This is a genomic window from Micromonospora sp. NPDC005087, from assembly GCF_042872965.1.
Lineage (GTDB): Bacteria > Actinomycetota > Actinomycetes > Mycobacteriales > Micromonosporaceae > Micromonospora.
Genome location: NZ_JBIALB010000008.1, coordinates 75,639 through 92,112, shown reverse-complemented (window position 1 = coordinate 92,112; position 16,474 = coordinate 75,639). Strand labels below are relative to the sequence as shown.

Genomic DNA, 16,474 nt, shown 5'->3' with positions numbered 1-16,474 from the left:
GCCGACGCCCGACCATGGTCGACGTGGCCCGGCACGCCGGGGTCAGCCTGAAGACCGTCTCCCGGGTGGTGAACGACGAGCCGGTGGGGCAGGAACTGGTCGGTCGGGTGCTGGCCGCCATCGCCGAGCTGGGCTTCCGGCGCAACGACATCGCCCGCAACCTGCGTTCCCGACAGCTCAACGCCACCGTCGGGCTGCTCATCGAGGAGATCGCCAACCCGTTCTACGCCACCATCGCCAGTGTGGCCGCCGAGATCGCCGCCGCGCACGGGACGATGCTGATCACCGCCTCCTCCGAGGAGGACCCGGAGCGGGAACGCGCCCTGCTCCAGGATTTCACCCAGCGCAGGGTCGACGGGCTGCTGGTGGTGCCGGCCGGCCCGGACCACTCGTTCCTGCGCCGCGAGGTCGAGCTGGGCATGCCGGTGGTCTTCCTGGACCGGCCGCCGCAGGGTCTGCTCGCGGACGCCGTGCTGCTGGACAACCAGGGCGGCAGCCGTGCCGGGGTCGGCGCCCTGCTCGACGAGGGGCACCGCCGGGTGGGTGTCCTGCTCGGCGCGCCGAGCGTGCCCACCATTCGTGAGCGGCTGGCCGGCGCCCGGGCGGCGCTGGCCGCCGCGGGGATCGAGCCCGACGAGTCGCTGGTCCGCGACCGGCTCATCGCGCCGGAGGAGGCCGGACGGGCCGTCGCCGCGCTGCTCGACCTGCCGGACCCGCCCACCGCGTTCTTCTGCGGCAACAACCGGATCACCGTCGGCGCCCTGCAGGAGCTGCACCGGCGGGGCAGCGACGCCGCGTTGGTCGGCTTCGACGACTTCGAGTTGGCCCACCTGATGCCCAGGCCGCTCACCGTCGTCGGGTACGACACCCGGGAGCTGGCCCGGATCGCCAGCGAACGGCTGTTCCAGCGGATCGCCGGTGACGACTCCCCACCGTCGACCACCGTGCTCCCCACCCGGCTGCTGCGTCGGGGCCTGACCCCGCCGGCCGCCTGACGGCCGATCGCGCCGACCCGAGACCCGAGCGAGGGTCGGGCCGGCGCGGTGCTCAGCTCACGGCACCGAGCAGGGCCTCCACCTCGGCCCGGCGGGGCGGGTCCGCGCCGCGACGGGCGCAGGTCAGCGCGGCCACCAGCGCGGCCTGCCGGAGCACCCGGGCCCACTGCGCCGGGGTCAGCGCGGCGAGCCGGTCGGCCGGCCGGTCACCGAGGGCGTCGAGGTCGGCCAGCGCGGCCAGCAGGCCGCCGGTGAACGCGTCACCGGCCCCGACGGTGTCGACCACGGTCGTGGGCACCGCCGGCTCCTCGTGCAGCGAGCCGTCCGGGGCGAGCAGCCAGGCGCCGTCGGCACCCCGGGTCACCACCGCGCAGCACACCCCGGCCTCGCGCCACTCGGCCATCACGTCGGACACCGTCCGATCCGGGTAGAGCCAGGCCAGGTCCTCGTCGCTGGCCTTGACCAGGTGGGCGAGGCTCACCTGACGCCGCACCCTCGCCTGCTCCGCCGCCCGGTCGGTGACGATGCTCGGACGCAGGTTGAGGTCGATCGACACGGTGAGCCCGTCCCGGCGGCGTTCGCGGGCAAGCAGGTCCTCCAGTACCTGCGCGCCCGGTGCCAGCGCCAGCGCGAGTGACCCGGTGTGCAGGGCGGTCGCCGGCGAACCCGCAAGTTCGGGCAACTCCTGCGGCGTCCACTGCCAGTCCGCCGTGCCGGCCAGCCGGAACTCGTAGCTGGCCTGCCCGGTGGCGTTCAGGGTGGCCACCGCCACCGAAGTCGGCTGCTCGGCGCGGATCGCCCAGTCCAGGTCCACCTGATTGGCGCTCAGGTGCTCGGCGAGCTGACGGCCGTACTCGTCGGCGCCGAGCCGGGCCAGCAGCCGCACCGGCTGGTCGAGCCGGGCCAGCGTGACCGCCACGTTCGCCGGCGATCCGCCCGGCACCGCCCGCTGCCCCTCGGCGGTGACCACCAGGTCGATGAGCGCCTCACCCGCCACCACGATCACGCGGGCACCTCGCCCGGGGCGAGCGGGCCGGGGCCGCCGAGCGCGTCGGCCGAGCGGGACAGCAGCACGGCCTGGTACGCGTGATAAACGTCCGGCCGGCCGTGCCAGACCGTGCCGGCGGGCTGGTTCCGCGGGTCCAGTTCGTGCCGCCACCCGGCGTCGTCGATCAGGTGGTGGCGCGCGTAGGTCCAGAACACCCGGTACCAGTCGGCGTAGACCGCGTCCCCGGTGCGCCGGTGCAGGGTGATCGCCGCCCCGATCGCCTCGGCCAGCACCCAGTGCATCCGGGAGCGGACGACGGGCCGGTCGTCCCAGTCGATGGTGTAGACGAAGCCGTCGGCGCCATCGACCGCCCAGCCCCGTCGTACGGCGGCGGCGAACAGGGCGCGGGCGTCGGCGAGCAGCCAGCTCGGCGGCTGCGGCAGAACCGCCTCCAGCTCCAGCAGCAGGCGGGCCCACTCCAGCCAGTGCCCGATCGTCGAGCCGTACGGCCGGAACGGGTCGGCGGGCCGGTCCCGGTTGTAGTCGGGCAGCGGTGCCCAGTCGGCGGTGAAGTGCTCGGGCAGCCGCCAGTCGTGCCGGGCGCCCTCGCCGTGCACCAGATGGGTGCCGATCCGCAGCGCCCGGTCGGTCCAGCTCGCGTCGCCGGTGGCGGCCGCGGCGGCGAGGAACGCCTCGACCATGTGCATGCTGCTGTTCGCGCCCCGGTAGTCCTCGGTGACCGTCCAGTCGCGGTTCCAGGACTCGCGGACCGCGCCAACCTCGGCGTCCCAGAACCGGTCCCGCACCACGGCCAGGGCGTCGTCGAGGAGCCGGTCCGCGCCGGGCCGCCCGGCGCGCGCCGCGCCGGACGCGGCGAGCAGCACGAACGCGTGGTCGTACCCGGCCTTGCGCTCGTTGGTGGGCGCGCCCTGCTGGTCGACGGCAGCGAACCAGCCGCCGTACCGGTCGTCGCGCAGCAGCGTGCTGAGCGCGGCGATTCCGTGGTCGACCAGAGCGGCCGCGTCCGGGTCGCCGTTGCGGTGGGCGAGGGCGGACACGTGGGTCATCCGGCAGGTGATCCAGGTGTGCAGCGGCTCGCCGCGGTCCGGGGTGCGGTCGTCGGTCAGCCACCAGAAGCCGCCCTCGGGCCGGACCGCCCGCCGCGCCGTGTCGAGCAGCGTGTGGGTCTGGCCGGCGAGGAACAGATCGAGGTCGGGCAGGTCGGGTGATCCTGCCGGAGCAGGGGTCTTTTCGGCGTCGGATCGGGGCACGTCGGTCATCTCAGCTGGTCACCGTCGGGTAGGGAAGGAACATACGGCCAGGATCGGCGGGCGGACCGGGTCCGCGCCGGGAAACCGCCAACGGGACGCCGCGAACCGGCTGGCCGCGCCGGATGCACAGCGGGGAGGATCATGACGCACGATTCCTCCCTTTTGCCCGTTGACATCGTTGTCACCGCTCAACCCTGCTCCGGCAGCCGGCCGACTGTCAATTCCGGTTCGTCACACCGCACCGGACCAGCCACAGCTGTGGTCAGTAATAGTTGTCGATCGGCTGGCGCGCCTCATCGAACAGCGCCGGCCCCTCGTACCGGACCGGGGGCAGCGGCGGGGTGGCCGGCTTGACCGTCTCGAACTGCTCGCTGGACAGGGCGTACACCACCCGTCCGAGGCCGGACCGGTTGATCGCGGTCGCGCACATCGGGCAGGGCTGGCAACTGGTGAACATGGTGGCGCCGGCGGCCACGTCGGGGGAGAGTTCCCGAGCGGCCCAGCGGGCCAGCTTCAGTTCCGGATGAGCGGTGATGTCCGAGTCGGAGACCACGGTGTTGTGGTCCTCGATCAGGACGACGCCGTCCGCACCGACCAGCAACGAGCCGAACGGTCGTTCGCCGGAAGCCCCTGCCTGCCTGGCGAGTTCCACGGCGCGGCGGAGAAACGTCTCGTCGTCGGGTGTCATCGACCCTCCTGGGATCTGTGGTGGGCGGCCACGGCCGCAAGGGTCCGCCAGGCGCGTTCGGGCTGGCGGATCTCGGTCAGGTCGCCGTTGAACGGGTCGAGCACCACCGTCTCCGCGCCGAGCAGACGGACCTGGTCGATGTCGGCGATGATCTGGTCGATGGCGCCGACCCCGGCGAGCCGGCCCGGGTCGGTGACCGGATCAGGGGTCTCCCGCAGCGCGATACGCGGCATCAACGCGGGCACCGGGCGACCCAGTTCGTCGGCGACGGCCTTCAGCTGTCCGGCTGCCTCGGCCAGCCATCCGGGCGTGACCCGCAGCGGGTGCCAGGCATCACCGAGCAGTGCCGCGCGACGCATGCCGGCTTCGCTGTTGCCGCCGACCCAGATCGGGATCGCACCCGTGTCGTAGTCGTCGGTGTTCTGCCAGGCGTCGCGCATGGCACGCAGGTAATCGTCGGTCAGCGCGCCGCGCCGCCGGAACGGCACGCCGAGCGCCTCGAACTCCTGCCGGGCCCAGCCGACGCCGACACCGAGGACGAGCCGGCCGCCGCTGAGCCGGTTGAGGTTCGCCGCCATCCGGGCGGTGAGCAGCGGGTGCCGGTACGGGACGATGAGCACCGTGGTGCCCAGCCGAATCCGGCGGGTCACCCCGGCCAGCCAGGACAGCGTGGTGAACGGCTCGTAGAACGGCGCCGGATACTGCTCGGCCACGTCCGGGGTCACCGCGATGTGATCGGAGACCATCAGCAGGTCGAAGCCGAGACCCTCGACCGTCTGCGCCCACTGTCGCAACATGTCAGGGTCGGTGCCCGGGGCGAAGTTCGGTACGTTCACGCCAATGTGCACGGGTCCCACGGTAGCCAGTGTGGACCGGCGTGTGAACATCGTGATCCCACAACAGCGCGGTGGATGCCCCAGGATGGCCGGATGGATCTACCCGAGGGACTTGACTGGGTACGTGCGTCACCGGCGGGCCGGGCCTGGCTCGCCACACTCCCGACATGGCTGACGGAGTGCACCGAGCGATGGTCGCTACGACTCGGCTCGCCCTTTCGGTACGCCTACGCCTCCCTGGCGCTCCCCGCCGACCTGCCCGACGGCACTCCGGCGGTTCTGAAGCTCCAGTACCCCGACGAGGACAGCCGGCACGAGGCCGACGCGCTGGCCCACTGGGACGGCGACGGGGCGATCCGGCCGCTCGCACACGACCCGGAACGACGCGCCCTTCTGGTGGAGCGCTGCCAACCCGGCACTCCGCTGCACGAGCTGCCCGTGGACCGGGCGCTGGACGCGGTGACCGGGCTGCTGCCCCGGCTCTGGCGGCCGGCCGGCGCGCCGTTCACCCCGTTGGCCGAGGAGGCCGCCGGCTGGATCGACCGGATGCCCCGCAAGTGGGAACGGGCCGGCCGGCCGTACGAGCGGCGGCTGCTCGACGCGGCGCTCGCCCTGCTCACCGATCTGGCGTCGAGCCAGGGCGAGCAGGTGCTGGTCAACCAGGACCTGCACGCCGGCAACGTGCTTGCCGCCGACCGGGAGCCGTGGCTGGTGATCGACCCGAAGCCGCTGACCGGCGAGCGGGATTTCTCGGTCGTGCCGATGGTGCGCGGTCGGGAGCTCGGCCACTCGCCGGCCGCCGTCCAGCACCGGCTGGACCGGCTCAGCACCGAGCTCGGGCTGGACCGGGAGCGGGTCCGGGGTTGGACGATCGGGCACACGCTGGCCTGGAGTCTCGACGGCGACGCGCTTCTCGCGCACAACGTCGAGGTGGTCCGGTGGCTGCTCGACGAGCAGTGACCGACCGGCCGATCAGGCGGGCTGGCAGGTACGGCACCAGTAGAGGTTGCGCCCGGCCAGCTCGCCGCGGCTGACCTCGGTGCCGCAGACGTGGCAGGGCGCGCCGGGGCGGCGGTAGACGTAGACCTCGCCACCGTGCCGGTCCACCCGGTCCGGCCGCCCCATCGCCTCCGGCAGGTGCGCGTCGCGCACGGTGTCGATCCGGCCGTGCTCGACCGCGAGCCGCATCAACCCGACCAGGTCGACCCAGAGCGCGTCCCAACCGGCACGGGTCAGCCCTCGACCGGGCATCGTCGGCGGCAGCCCGGCCCGGAACAGCGCCTCGGTCACGAAGATCAGCCCGGTACCGGCCACCACCGACTGGTCCAGCAGCAGCGCGGCCAGCGGCGTCGGGCTGCGGGAGATCCGGGCGTACGCCCGCTCGGGATCGGCATCGGCGCGCAGCGGATCCGGCCCGAGGCGGTCTCGCAGTGCGACCACCTCGGGCGGGGTGAGCAGCTCACAGGCGGTGGGCCCGCGCAGGTCCAGCCAGTGCCGGTCGCTGGCCAGCCGCAGCCGCACCTGGCCGACCGGCTCCGGCGGCTCCCCCGACCCGTCGGTGAACTTCCCGTACAGCCCGAGGTGCACGTGCAGCGTCAGCTCACCGGCGTAGTGGTGCAGCAGGTGCTTGCCGTACGCCTCGGTGCTCTCCAGGACGGTGCCGGAGAGCCGGGCGGCGCCCTCGGCGAAGCGGCCCTGCGGGCTGGCGGCGTGCAGCTTGTCCCCGGCGAACAACTCGGCGTGCCGGGCCGCCAGGCGGTGGATGGTGTGTCCCTCTGGCACGGGTGCCAAGGATAGCGAGTCGGCCGTACCCGGGATTGGTGTCAGGAAACGCCCAGGTGGGTATTTCAGGGCGGTACCGCGTGGGTGCCACCCGTTCCGTCGGCCACCACGCATTCATCAGGAGGTGTGTTGTGGTCAGGATTCCTTCGCTGTCCCGCCGGTCCGAGCCGGCACCGACGCGGGACGAGAACCTCGACGGCCGCATTGACGGCCGCGACACCCCGGTCGTCGAGGGCCGGGACGAATCGGCGGCCCGCGTGAGCCGACCCGACGACGAGACTGCGGGCCGCCCCGTGGTCACCGAGCGGGACGCCGACCAGACGACGTACCGCAGCCCCACGGCGACCGGTGACCAGGCCGGTGAGGCCGAGCGGCGGGCGAGCGAGCGGGCGGCGGTTGCACGAGCCGCCACCGGCCGACCGGCGGAGACCGATCCACGGCCCGCCACCGCCCGGCCCGTGGAGACCGAGCCCCGGCCCGGCACCGACCCGACCACCGAGCGCACCGCCGACCGGGACGCCGACCTCGCCAGCACGACCCGGCGACCCGACACGACGGACCGGGTCTCGACCGACCGCCCATTCGACCCGACCCCCGACCGGACCGCGCCCGAGCCGACGGTGACGCGCGGCCCGAGGCCACGGGCCAGCCTGCTCGCCACCCTCGGCCTGATCGTCTCCGTCGCCGGTGCGCTCTTCGTGCTGACCGGCACCCTGGCCGGGTACGGCATCGGGCTCGGCGCCCTCGGCGCGGTGCTCTCGGTGCTCGGCCTGATGGCCACCCGCCGCCGGCACGTCGCCGGCAAGACCGACGCGCTGTTCGGCGTACTGATCGGGCTGGCCGCGGTGGTGATCGGCGTGCTGGCGACGACCGGCCAGTTCGACTGGCCGACCACCGACGGCGACTGGGTGCAGCGCTTCCGCGAGTGGCTCGACTCACAGTTTGTCGACCGTTTCTAGCGGGCACTGTTCCGCTCGCCGGTGATGCACCGGCGAAAAGCCGGTGGTTCGCCGGCAGCCCGAACACCCCGGTGGTTCACCGGCCGGGCGACACCCTTTCAGGGGCGGCGGGTTCGCCGCCCCTGAAGTGTTTTCCGGCCCAGCTCGCCAGGCCCGTCACGAGGAGTCCCGCAGCGCGGAGGACCACGTGCACGGTGTCCTTTGCTCTGCTTCACCCCACGCAACACCGCACGTCCGGTAAACGGACGTCGCGTGTTGCGCCCGTTGAAGCAGAGCAAAGGCCGCACGAAGGCTCACCCGACCCGCTGGTCGACGCGCCAGACGACCTCGAGCACGGCGACAACCAGTGGCCGGAAACACGAATCCCGCCTCGCCAAGCTCTGACGCAACGAATCGCAGTCGCGGACCATCCATACGCAACGAATGTTCGGTCCGCGCAACTCTCAGTGGTGGATCCTGCCGCTGACGCCGCATAACGTTGAGCAACGGCGCCAGCCCGTTGGCCACGGTGGCCGGGCGCGCCCGACACCTGGGAGCACCACAATGACGATGGACGCCACCAGCCAGCGCCTGTTGATGTGCCGGCCGACGTACTTCGCCGTCGACTATGCGATCAACCCCTGGATGGACCCGAGCGCGCCGGTCGACGCCGACCTGGCCGTCCGGCAGTGGGAGCAGCTGCGCCAGACGTACCGCGACCTGGGCCACACCGTCGAGGAGATCACTCCGGTGCCCGGCCTGCCCGACATGGTCTTCGCCGCCAACGGCGGCACCGTGATCGACGGCAAGGCGATGGCCGTGCAGTTCCGCGACCCGCAGCGCGCCGACGAAGCCCCGGCCTACCGGGCCTGGTTCGAGGCCGCCGGCTTCGAGATGTACGACCCGAAGCACGTCAACGAGGGCGAGGGCGACGTCCTGCTGGCCGGCGACCACCTGCTGGCCGGCACCGGCTTCCGCACCGCGCACGCCTCGCACGCCCAGTTGCAGGAGGTCTTCGGCTACCCGGTGATCACCATGCAGCTGGTCGACCCGCGTTTCTACCACCTGGACACCGCGCTGACCGTGCTCGACGAGCGGACCGTGGCGTACCTGCCCGAGGCGTTCTCCCCCGGCAGCCAGGCCGTGCTGCGCCGGCTCTTCCCCGACGCCGTGCACGCCACCATGGCCGACGCCGAGGTGCTGGGGCTGAACGCGGTCAGCGACGGGCGGCACGTGGTGCTGCCCGCGCAGGCCACCGACCTGGCCGCCAAGCTGCGCGACCGGGGCTACGAGACCATCGGTGTCGACCTGTCCGAGCTGCGTAAGGCCGGCGGCGGACCGAAGTGTTGCACGCTGCGACTCCGTCAGGGAAAGGCAAGCAAGTGATCGTGGATGACATCCTGCGGACGCCGGGAGCGGTCCGGGACGCCGAGCGCTGGACGGCGCACAACTACCACCCCCTGCCGGTGGTGATCTCCTCCGCCGAGGGCGCCTGGCTCACCGACGTGGACGGCCGGCGCTACCTGGACTGCCTGGCCGGCTACTCGGCGCTCAACTTCGGCCACCGGCACCCGCAGCTGATCGCCGCCGCGCACGCGCAGCTCGACCGGCTGACGCTGACCAGCCGGGCCTTCATCCACGACCAGTTCGCCGACTTCTGCCGGGAGCTGGCCGAGCTGTGCGGCAAGGACCTGGTGCTGCCGATGAACACCGGCGCCGAGGCGGTGGAGACCGGGATCAAGGTGGCCCGCAAGTGGGGCTACCAGGTCAAGGGCGTGCCCGCCGGTCAGGCCAACATCGTGGTGGCCGAGGGCAACTTCCACGGCCGGACCACCACCATCGTGAGCTTCTCGACCGACGAGGACGCCCGCGCCGACTTCGGGCCGTACACCCCGGGCTTCACCGTGGTCCCGTACGGCGACCTGGACGCGCTGGCCGCCGCCATCGACGAGAACACCGTGGCCGTTCTGCTGGAGCCGATCCAGGGCGAGCAGGGCGTGGTGGTGCCGCCGGACGGCTACCTGCCGGGCGTACGCGAGGTGTGCACCGAGCGCAACGTGCTCTTCATCGCCGACGAGATCCAGTCCGGGCTGGGGCGTACCGGTGCGACCTTCGCCTGTGACCACGAGGGCGTCGTGCCCGACATGTACCTGCTGGGCAAGGCGCTCGGCGGCGGCATCGTGCCGGTCTCCGCGGTGGCCGCGAACGCCGACGTGCTCGGCGTGCTCAAGCCCGGCCAGCACGGCTCCACCTTCGGTGGCAACCCGCTGGCCTGCGCGGTGGCGATCGAGGTGGTCCGGCTGCTGGCCACCGGCGAGTTCCAGCGCCGCTCGGCCGAGCTGGGCGAGCGGCTGCGGGCTGGTCTGGAGGGGCTGGTCGGCAAGGGCCTGGTCGGGGTACGCGTCCGCGGTCTCTGGGCCGGTCTGGACATCGACCCCGCGCTGATGAGCGGGCGCGAGGCGTGTGAGCGGCTCGCCGAGCGCGGCGTGCTCGCCAAGGACACGCACGGCTCCACCATCCGGCTCGCCCCGCCGCTGGTGATCACCGAGGAGGAGATCGACCTCGCGGTCGCTCAGCTCGCGGCCGTGCTGGCCGGCTGACCCGGAACGTGATGAAAGGCGGGCGTCGGGACCGACGCCCGCCTTTCGCGTCAGGGGCGAGGTAGGCGCATCGCCATGGTGGGGGCCTCGGCCATCACCGAGGTGGGGGTGAACGGGGCGCCGGCGGGCAGTTCCTCGGCCCGGCCGATCTGCACCCCGGGGTAGAGCTCCACCATGTCGCCCTCACCCAGCACCCGGGACTGCTGTGGCGCCAGGGCGATGCGGTCCGCCTCGGCCATCGAGCCGGCCGGCCGGATGCCCGAGCCGTTGGTGCTGACGTCGGTCACCACGACCTCGCCGACCCGCAGCTCGAAGCGGACGTGGCCACGACTGATCCACCGTCGGGCCTCGTCGTTGAGCCACTGCCCGAGCATGATCCCGCCGTCCTGCTCCGGGGCCCGGCCGGCCAGCACCGGCTGCTCCTCGCTGAGCACGAACCGCCGCCGGACCAGGCCGCCGACGCGTACCGCGAGCACCTCCGTACGCGGCCGGGGCCCGCCGTCGCCGAGCCGTGCGCCGTGCCGGGGGCAGGTCGGTACGCCACCGCGCAGCGCGGGCGGCGGCTGCCCGGCCGGGCTGCGCTCCACCCGGGCGAGGTCGGCGAACGCGCCGCCTCCACCACCGCCACCGAACAGCGCGCAGCCCGGCTCGGGGCAGCGCCACTGGCGGGCCAGCAGCTTCGCCCCGGTTGGCGAGCGGGTGCCGGCAACCGGCGAGTGCCCGCCCCCGACGTGCGCGATGAACGCCGGTCCGCCGGCACCGGGCACCGGGGCGAGCAACCGACCGGGCTGCTCGACCAGCCACGGGAACCGCCCGCGCAGCCCGTCGAAGCGGACCCGGCTGAGCACCGGCAGCCCAAGCAGGTCGGCGACTTCCAGCATCCGGTCGCCCGGGTTGTCGAGCACCTCGACGAGCCCGTCGTCGGCCCAGCGCCGGACCACCATCCGCTCGTTGGAGGTGAGATCGGCGTCGGAGAGCAGTGCCCGGTGCACCACCGCGTAGACCTGGACGCTGTCCTCCTCCAGCTCACGGGAGAGCGCGTCGATGACCATGCCGAGCCGCAGCAGGCTGGCCGGCCGGCCGCCGTCGATGTCCTGGTAGCGAATCACCTCGGCCAGGTCGAGCACCGCCCGGACCAGCGACGGGTCGGTGCAGACGCGACCCTCGATGGCGTCCAGCACCTTGCTGATCTCGAACCTCATCGGGCGCTCCGGATGAACTCGTCGATCCGGCGGGCGAGGTCGATGTCGCGGTGGGTGACCCCGCCGAGGTCGTCTCGGACCGCTTCCGCGGTGAGCAGGTCTGCCATGCGCCGACCCTACCGGGGTCGGCGAGCGGCATCGACCAGCGGTGGCGGGGTGTCGGGCGGCTCAGCGGCCTCCGTGCTCAGCCGCGCAGCGGCTGGCCCACCTCGTGCAGGTGGCCGAGCGCCTGCCGGTACGACTCGACCAGCCCGGTCTCGGCGTACGAGATGCCCTGCTCGGCGCAGTAGGCGCGGACGATCGGCTGGGCCCGGCGCAGGTTGGCCCGGGGCATGTTCGGGAACAGGTGGTGCTCGATCTGGTAGTTGAGCCCACCGAGCGCGGTGTCCACGAACCGGCTGCCCCGCACGTTGCGGGAGGTCAGCACCTGCTTGCGCAGGAAGTCCAGCTCGTCCTCAGCGGTCGGCATCGGCATGCCCTTGTGGTTCGGCGCGAACGCGCAGCCCATGTAGAGGCCCCACAGCCCCTGGTGCACGGCGGCGAAGACCAGTGCCTTCCCGGGCGACATGACAGCCAGCAGCAGCGCCACGTAACCGGCGGTGTGCGCGAGGAGCAGGCCGGCCTCGACCGCCCGGTGCCGCATCGGCGTGGCGTACCGGCCGTCCGGGCCCCGGCCGACGATCGCCCGGATGCTCGCCACGTGCAGGTTCAGGCCCTCGAGGAACAGCATCGGGAAGAAGAAGTACGCCTGCCGCTTGGCCATCCAGCGACCGAAACCTCGGGTCTCCAGCGCCTGCTCCGGCGTCCAGACCAGGGCGCCCGCGCCGACGTCCGGGTCCTCGTCCTCGTGGTTCGGGTTCGCGTGGTGCCGGTTGTGCTTGTCGACCCACCAGCCGTAGCTCAGTCCCACCGCCGCGTTGCCGGCGAACAACCCCACCAGCTCGCTGGGACCCCGTCGACGGAACATCTGGCGGTGCCCGGCGTCGTGACCGAGGAACGCGACCTGGGTCGTGGCCACCGCCATCACGGCCGCGAGCGGCAGCTGCCACCAGGAGTCGCCGACGAGGAACACGGCGACCCAGCCGGCCACGAAGGCGCCGAGGGTGAGCAGGATGCGGGCGACGTACCAGCCGGGCCGCCGCTCCAGCAGGCCCGCCTGGCTGATCCGTCGGGACAACTGTGCATAGTCACTGCCTCGCCGTCGTACCGGCGGTTCCGCCACCGCTCCGAGCGCCATTGCTGCTCCCGTTCCCGCTCACGCCCGTACCGGGGTGGACCGGGCCGACTCAAGTCTCCCGGGATCAGTTGCTCTGAGTAACCCTGACAACCCCCGAATGGGGGGTAGGGCGAGCCCTACCCCCCATTCGCTCAGCCGAGCCGCGCCACCGCGTCGCGCAGCCGGGCCAGGTCGCGCCGCCGCCGCTCGTAGCTCGCGGCGAGCCCGATCAACGCCAGCCCGCCGGCACCCAGGTAGATCCACCGGGGCAGCAGGTCCCAGCCGCGGGCGAGCTCGTGCAGCGCCAGCACCGCCAGCACCCCGCCGCCGAGCAGCACCGGAGCCTGCCACCGGCGGGTGGCGCCGGCCAGCACCGCGCCCAGCGCTGCCGCGCCGAGCAGCAGCCGCCTCCACGGCTGCGGGTCCGGCCCGGCCAACACCGACACCAGGCTCGGCAGCAACGCCGCGACCAGCCCCGGGCCGAGCGCCGGCCAGCTGGTCAGATCGGGCCGGGTGCGCAGTGCCAGCAGGCCCGCGCCGAGGGCGAGCGCCGCAGCCGGCAGGGTGTACGCCTCCAGCACGGTCACCCCGCCGGCTGCCATCAGCACCCACGCCCCGAGCAGCTCGCTGCCGGCGGCGATGGCGGCGAACGACCACCGCCGTGCCGCCGGCTCGCCCGGGCGCAGCAGCCGCAGCGCGACGGCGACACCCCAGAGCACGCAGATGGTGGCGAGGTGCCGCGCCACCTCGACGGCGAACAGCACCGCCACCAGCGCCACGGCCTGCGCGGCGGCATCCAGCACCCGCCCGGCCCGGGCCCGCGCCGACGAATCTCCACGGGCCGCCCCCGGCGGGCTCGACGCGGCGGCGACCGCCAGGACCAGCGCGGCCACCGCCAGCAACGGGTACGCCGCTGCCCGGAGCGGCAGCCCACCGGCGAGCGGGGCGGTCACTGCCAGCGCCGACGCCGCCCCCACCGCGGCGAGGCAACCAACGAGGCGTACCTCGACGTTTCGCGCTCCGACGGCGACCACCACCGCAGCCACCAGCAGCGCACCCTCGGCGGCGAGGGTGCCGGCCCGGGTGACCAGCAGCCCCACCACGCCGGAGGCGGCCAGCACCATCCCCGCCGGCACGGCGATCGGCACGAGCGCCGGGCGGGGCACGGCCAGCGCGGCGAGCAGCAGCGCGGCCAACCCGGCGAGCAGGACTGCGGCCGGCAGCAGCGGCCAGGGCGCGCCGACCGCGACGAGCAGTACCGGCAGCGCGGCCGCGCCAAACGGCAGCGCGCGCAGCAGCGGCGGGTCGACCGCCCGAACCGTCAGCACGGCGGCCACCGCCAGCACGACCAGCGCCAGCGCGGCCGGTAGCGCCGTCGGGTCGGCGACGACCGCAGGGACTCCCGACCAGACCGGACCCCGGTTGCCGTACGGTGCCGTGAGCGCGGTCAGCAGCGCCGGCAGCGCGGCCAGCACCGCGACCGCCACCAGAACGACGCCGGCCACCGCCAGCAGGCCCGACCGGCCGTTCGCCGGCCGGTCCCAGCGGGCGACGAGCGCGACGCCCAACGCCGCCAGCGCGGCGTACGGCGCGAACGGCTCGTTTCCCGCCACGACGAGCGGCGCCAGCCCGGGCAGGCTCACCGCGACCACGGCACCGCTCACCGCGTACCCCGTCAGCTCCACCCGGTGCCGATGCGTCGCGAGCACCGCGACCAGCGGAAGCCCGGCGGCGACCAGCGCGACCCGTGCCTGCCACCAGGGCGGCGCGTCCGCGGCGAACAGCGCCAGCGCGGCGACCCCGGGCAGCGCGACCTGCGCGACCAGCAGGCCGGTGCCGGCCACCCGCCGGTACGGGCCGGCGGCCCGTCGCACGGCCAGCGCCAGGCCGAGCACGGTGATCGTCCCGAGTGCCACCAGGGCACCGGCCGGAGCGGCCAGGGCCACCAGCAGGCCGTGCCCGAGCAGGACGGCGCCGCCGAGCGCCCCGGTGAGCAGTGTGGTCGGCCGGAGCGCCGGTCGGGCCAGCACGGCGAGCAGCAGCACGGCCCCACCGACCAGGTCCACGGCCACCACGGCCGGCCAGGCGACCGCCCAGCCGACGGGCAGGGCGAGCAGCACGACCACCGCGCCGGCCGTGGCGACCACCACCCGCGCGCCGCGGGGCAGCAGCAGCGTCGACGCGCCGAGCGCCAGCGCCAGGGCGGGTGCCACCTGCCAGCCCCAGTCCAGCTCCGGCCCCGTCCCGGCACCGTGCCACGGCGGCAGCGACCGCCCGACGGCGGCGACCGCCAGCCCGCCGGTGATCAGCGCCGCGATCTGCACCGTGCCCGCCGCGACCAGAAGCGCCCCGGCCCGCGGGCCGGTCCGCCAGCCGGGCGGCAGCAGCCGTACCGCGCCGGCCAGCCCGAGAGCCACCGTGGCCGCCGCGATCAGCAGCGACGACGGCCGTAGTTCGGCCACCGGGCGCAGGAGCGCGGCAGCGAGCACCGGCACCAGCAGCCCGGCGGCCACCGCGCGCAGCACCCGTCCCCCGACCAGCCCGGCCGAGCCGAGCCCGGTCAGCGCCACCAGCAGCAGCGGCCCCCCGGCCAGCAGCGGCGCACCGGCCGCCCGGCCGAGCAGCAGCGGCACCAGGGCACACCCGGCGGCACCGACCAACGCGGCGACGTGCCCGACCCCGGACAGCACCCGGCCGGCCAGCCGCGCCCGCCCTCCCCCGTCGCGCAACCCGGCCAGCACGGCCAGGTTCAGCAGCGCCACCCCGAGCAGGACCAGCGCCCAACCGGCCGGGCCCGGCCGCGCCTCCACGGCGAGCAACGGCAGCACCGGCTGGGCGGCCAGCAGGGCGGCGAACCAGGGCCCGGTCAACCGGCTCCACCGGGCGTACGCCGCGGCGACCGCCGCGCTGGCCCCCCCGACCAGCGCGGCGTACCTGCTGCCCGGCCAGCCGGCCACCCCTGCCAGGTCCACCGACCAGGCCGCGTAGCCGTCCAGCACCACCAGCAGCAGCCCCACCGCGGCGAACGTCTCCGCCGTGCCGCGCAGCCCCCGACGGACCGCCACCAGCGGGACGGCCAGGGCGAGCGCCGTGACCGCCGCCAGGATCAGCGCCCGTCCACCGACCCCCACCGCCGCCCAGGCCACCGCGGTGAAGACCACCGCCGCCGTGCCCAGCAGGAGTCCACCGAGGACGAAGAGCAGGCCCTGGACCGTCCGGGTCGACGTCTCCGCCGCTCCCGGCGCCGGGGCCCCCGCGGCGGCCGAGGCCGCCACCCCCGGCCCGTTGGGCGTCTCCGCCCCCGTGGAGGACACCGGACGCGCCGGGACGGACGCGGCCACCCCGGCACGAACGATCGCGGCCAGCTCGTCCCGGCGCCGGGAACTGGCCGCCAGCCGCCCGGCCAGCTCGGCGTACGTCCGGCGGGCCCGCTCCACCTCGGGCCCGAGCCGCGCGACCTCCCGGCCCAGCCGGACCACCTCGGCGGCGGTCGGGTCAGGCGGGCGGCGACAGCCGCCGCAGCCGGCGCTCAGGTCGGCCGGGGCGCCGCAGGCGGGGCAGGGGTAGCCGGTGTCATCCACGCGGTCATTCTCGAAGCGCCACCGGGGGCGAGCCCAGAGTGCGCGTACTCAGGGGCGGGTGTGCTCGTGCACCCAGGTGGCGTAACCGGGGTCGCCACTCTCCACCCTGGACACCAGGATCTCCGGAACCTCGTATGGGTGGCTGGTCCGGATCTGGTCCACGAGCGCGGAGAGCCGGTCGGGCGCGGTCTTGAACTGCACCGACCACTCGGTACTGGTCTCCACCCCGGACCGCCACCAGTAGGTGCTGTCCACCTGGCCGCTGACCTGGGCGCAGGCGGCGAGCCGTCCTGCGACGGCTGCGGCCGCCAGCAGGTCGGCGACCGAACGGGCATCCACCACCGTCGTCACCACGCAGATCTGGTCCACGACCGCAC

General features: G+C 74.3%; 14 protein-coding genes. 5 read left to right on the top strand and 9 right to left on the bottom strand.

What is annotated here, in order from left to right; translation table 11 throughout:
• The first annotated feature begins 14 nt into the window (after positions 1-14).
• Positions 15-995: a LacI family DNA-binding transcriptional regulator gene (locus ACFYPS_RS19905; protein WP_354964010.1), complete on the top strand. Its 981-nt coding sequence runs from the start codon at positions 15-17 to the stop codon at positions 993-995.
• A gap of 52 nt (positions 996-1,047) precedes the next feature.
• Here the strand turns inward: ACFYPS_RS19905 and ACFYPS_RS19900 are convergent, their stop codons facing one another.
• The 4 genes from ACFYPS_RS19900 to ACFYPS_RS19885 all read right to left on the bottom strand — a co-directional run bounded on the left by ACFYPS_RS19900 (position 1,048) and on the right by ACFYPS_RS19885 (position 4,790).
• Positions 1,048-2,001 (bottom strand): carbohydrate kinase, encoded by a 954-nt coding sequence (locus ACFYPS_RS19900; RefSeq protein ID WP_354963802.1) that lies wholly within the window; start codon positions 1,999-2,001, stop codon positions 1,048-1,050.
• Positions 1,998-3,263 (bottom strand): AGE family epimerase/isomerase, encoded by a 1,266-nt coding sequence (locus ACFYPS_RS19895; RefSeq protein WP_354963801.1) that lies wholly within the window; start codon positions 3,261-3,263, stop codon positions 1,998-2,000. Before ACFYPS_RS19895 ends, ACFYPS_RS19900 begins: the two co-directional genes overlap by 4 nt.
• A gap of 253 nt (positions 3,264-3,516) precedes the next feature.
• Positions 3,517-3,942, bottom strand: a complete 426-nt coding sequence (locus tag ACFYPS_RS19890) for a nucleoside deaminase (RefSeq protein ID WP_354963800.1) — start codon at positions 3,940-3,942, stop codon at positions 3,517-3,519.
• A complete protein-coding gene (locus ACFYPS_RS19885; RefSeq protein ID WP_354963799.1) occupies positions 3,939-4,790 on the bottom strand; it encodes an LLM class flavin-dependent oxidoreductase in 852 nt (283 codons plus the stop codon). Before ACFYPS_RS19885 ends, ACFYPS_RS19890 begins: the two co-directional genes overlap by 4 nt.
• An 81-nt stretch (positions 4,791-4,871) precedes the next feature.
• Here ACFYPS_RS19885 and ACFYPS_RS19880 point away from each other — a divergent pair, with 81 nt between their 5' ends.
• Entirely contained in the window at positions 4,872-5,738 is an 867-nt protein-coding gene (locus ACFYPS_RS19880; RefSeq protein ID WP_354963798.1) for an aminoglycoside phosphotransferase family protein, read from the top strand.
• 12 nt (positions 5,739-5,750) lie between these two features.
• Here ACFYPS_RS19880 and ACFYPS_RS19875 read toward each other — a convergent pair whose 3' ends face one another.
• On the bottom strand, positions 5,751-6,560 hold the full coding sequence (locus ACFYPS_RS19875) for a DNA-formamidopyrimidine glycosylase family protein (RefSeq protein WP_354963797.1): 810 nt from the start codon (positions 6,558-6,560) through the stop codon (positions 5,751-5,753).
• 131 nt (positions 6,561-6,691) lie between these two features.
• On the opposite strand from ACFYPS_RS19875, the gene ACFYPS_RS19870 reads away from it, so the two are divergent.
• The 3 genes from ACFYPS_RS19870 (at position 6,692) to rocD (ending at position 10,098) form a co-directional block, all read left to right on the top strand.
• On the top strand, positions 6,692-7,519 hold the full coding sequence (locus tag ACFYPS_RS19870) for a thrombospondin (protein WP_387326006.1): 828 nt from the start codon (positions 6,692-6,694) through the stop codon (positions 7,517-7,519).
• Positions 7,520-8,068: 549 nt separating this feature from the next.
• Positions 8,069-8,884: a dimethylargininase gene (gene ddaH, locus ACFYPS_RS19865; protein WP_354964009.1), complete on the top strand. Its 816-nt coding sequence runs from the start codon at positions 8,069-8,071 to the stop codon at positions 8,882-8,884.
• Entirely contained in the window at positions 8,884-10,098 is a 1,215-nt protein-coding gene (gene rocD / locus ACFYPS_RS19860) for an ornithine--oxo-acid transaminase (RefSeq protein WP_354964008.1), read from the top strand. The genes ddaH and rocD overlap by 1 nt, the downstream gene beginning before the upstream one ends.
• Positions 10,099-10,148: 50 nt before the next feature.
• Here rocD and ACFYPS_RS19855 read toward each other — a convergent pair whose 3' ends face one another.
• The 4 genes from ACFYPS_RS19855 to cutA all read right to left on the bottom strand — a co-directional run bounded on the left by ACFYPS_RS19855 (position 10,149) and on the right by cutA (position 16,466).
• The gene (locus tag ACFYPS_RS19855; protein WP_354963795.1) at positions 10,149-11,300 is read right to left on the bottom strand and encodes an FHA domain-containing protein; all 1,152 of its coding nucleotides are present in this window, start codon (positions 11,298-11,300) and stop codon (positions 10,149-10,151) included.
• A 184-nt stretch (positions 11,301-11,484) separates the two neighbouring features.
• Positions 11,485-12,537: an acyl-CoA desaturase gene (locus ACFYPS_RS19850; protein WP_354963794.1), complete on the bottom strand. Its 1,053-nt coding sequence runs from the start codon at positions 12,535-12,537 to the stop codon at positions 11,485-11,487.
• Positions 12,538-12,668: 131 nt separating this feature from the next.
• Positions 12,669-16,097 (bottom strand): SCO7613 C-terminal domain-containing membrane protein, encoded by a 3,429-nt coding sequence (locus tag ACFYPS_RS19845; protein ID WP_387326002.1) that lies wholly within the window; start codon positions 16,095-16,097, stop codon positions 12,669-12,671.
• Positions 16,098-16,145: 48 nt separating this feature from the next.
• Positions 16,146-16,466 carry a divalent-cation tolerance protein CutA gene (cutA, locus tag ACFYPS_RS19840; RefSeq protein WP_354963792.1) on the bottom strand — a complete coding sequence of 107 codons (321 nt, stop codon included), beginning with the start codon at positions 16,464-16,466 and terminating at the stop codon, positions 16,146-16,148.
• Between the last annotated feature and the right edge of the window lie 8 nt (positions 16,467-16,474).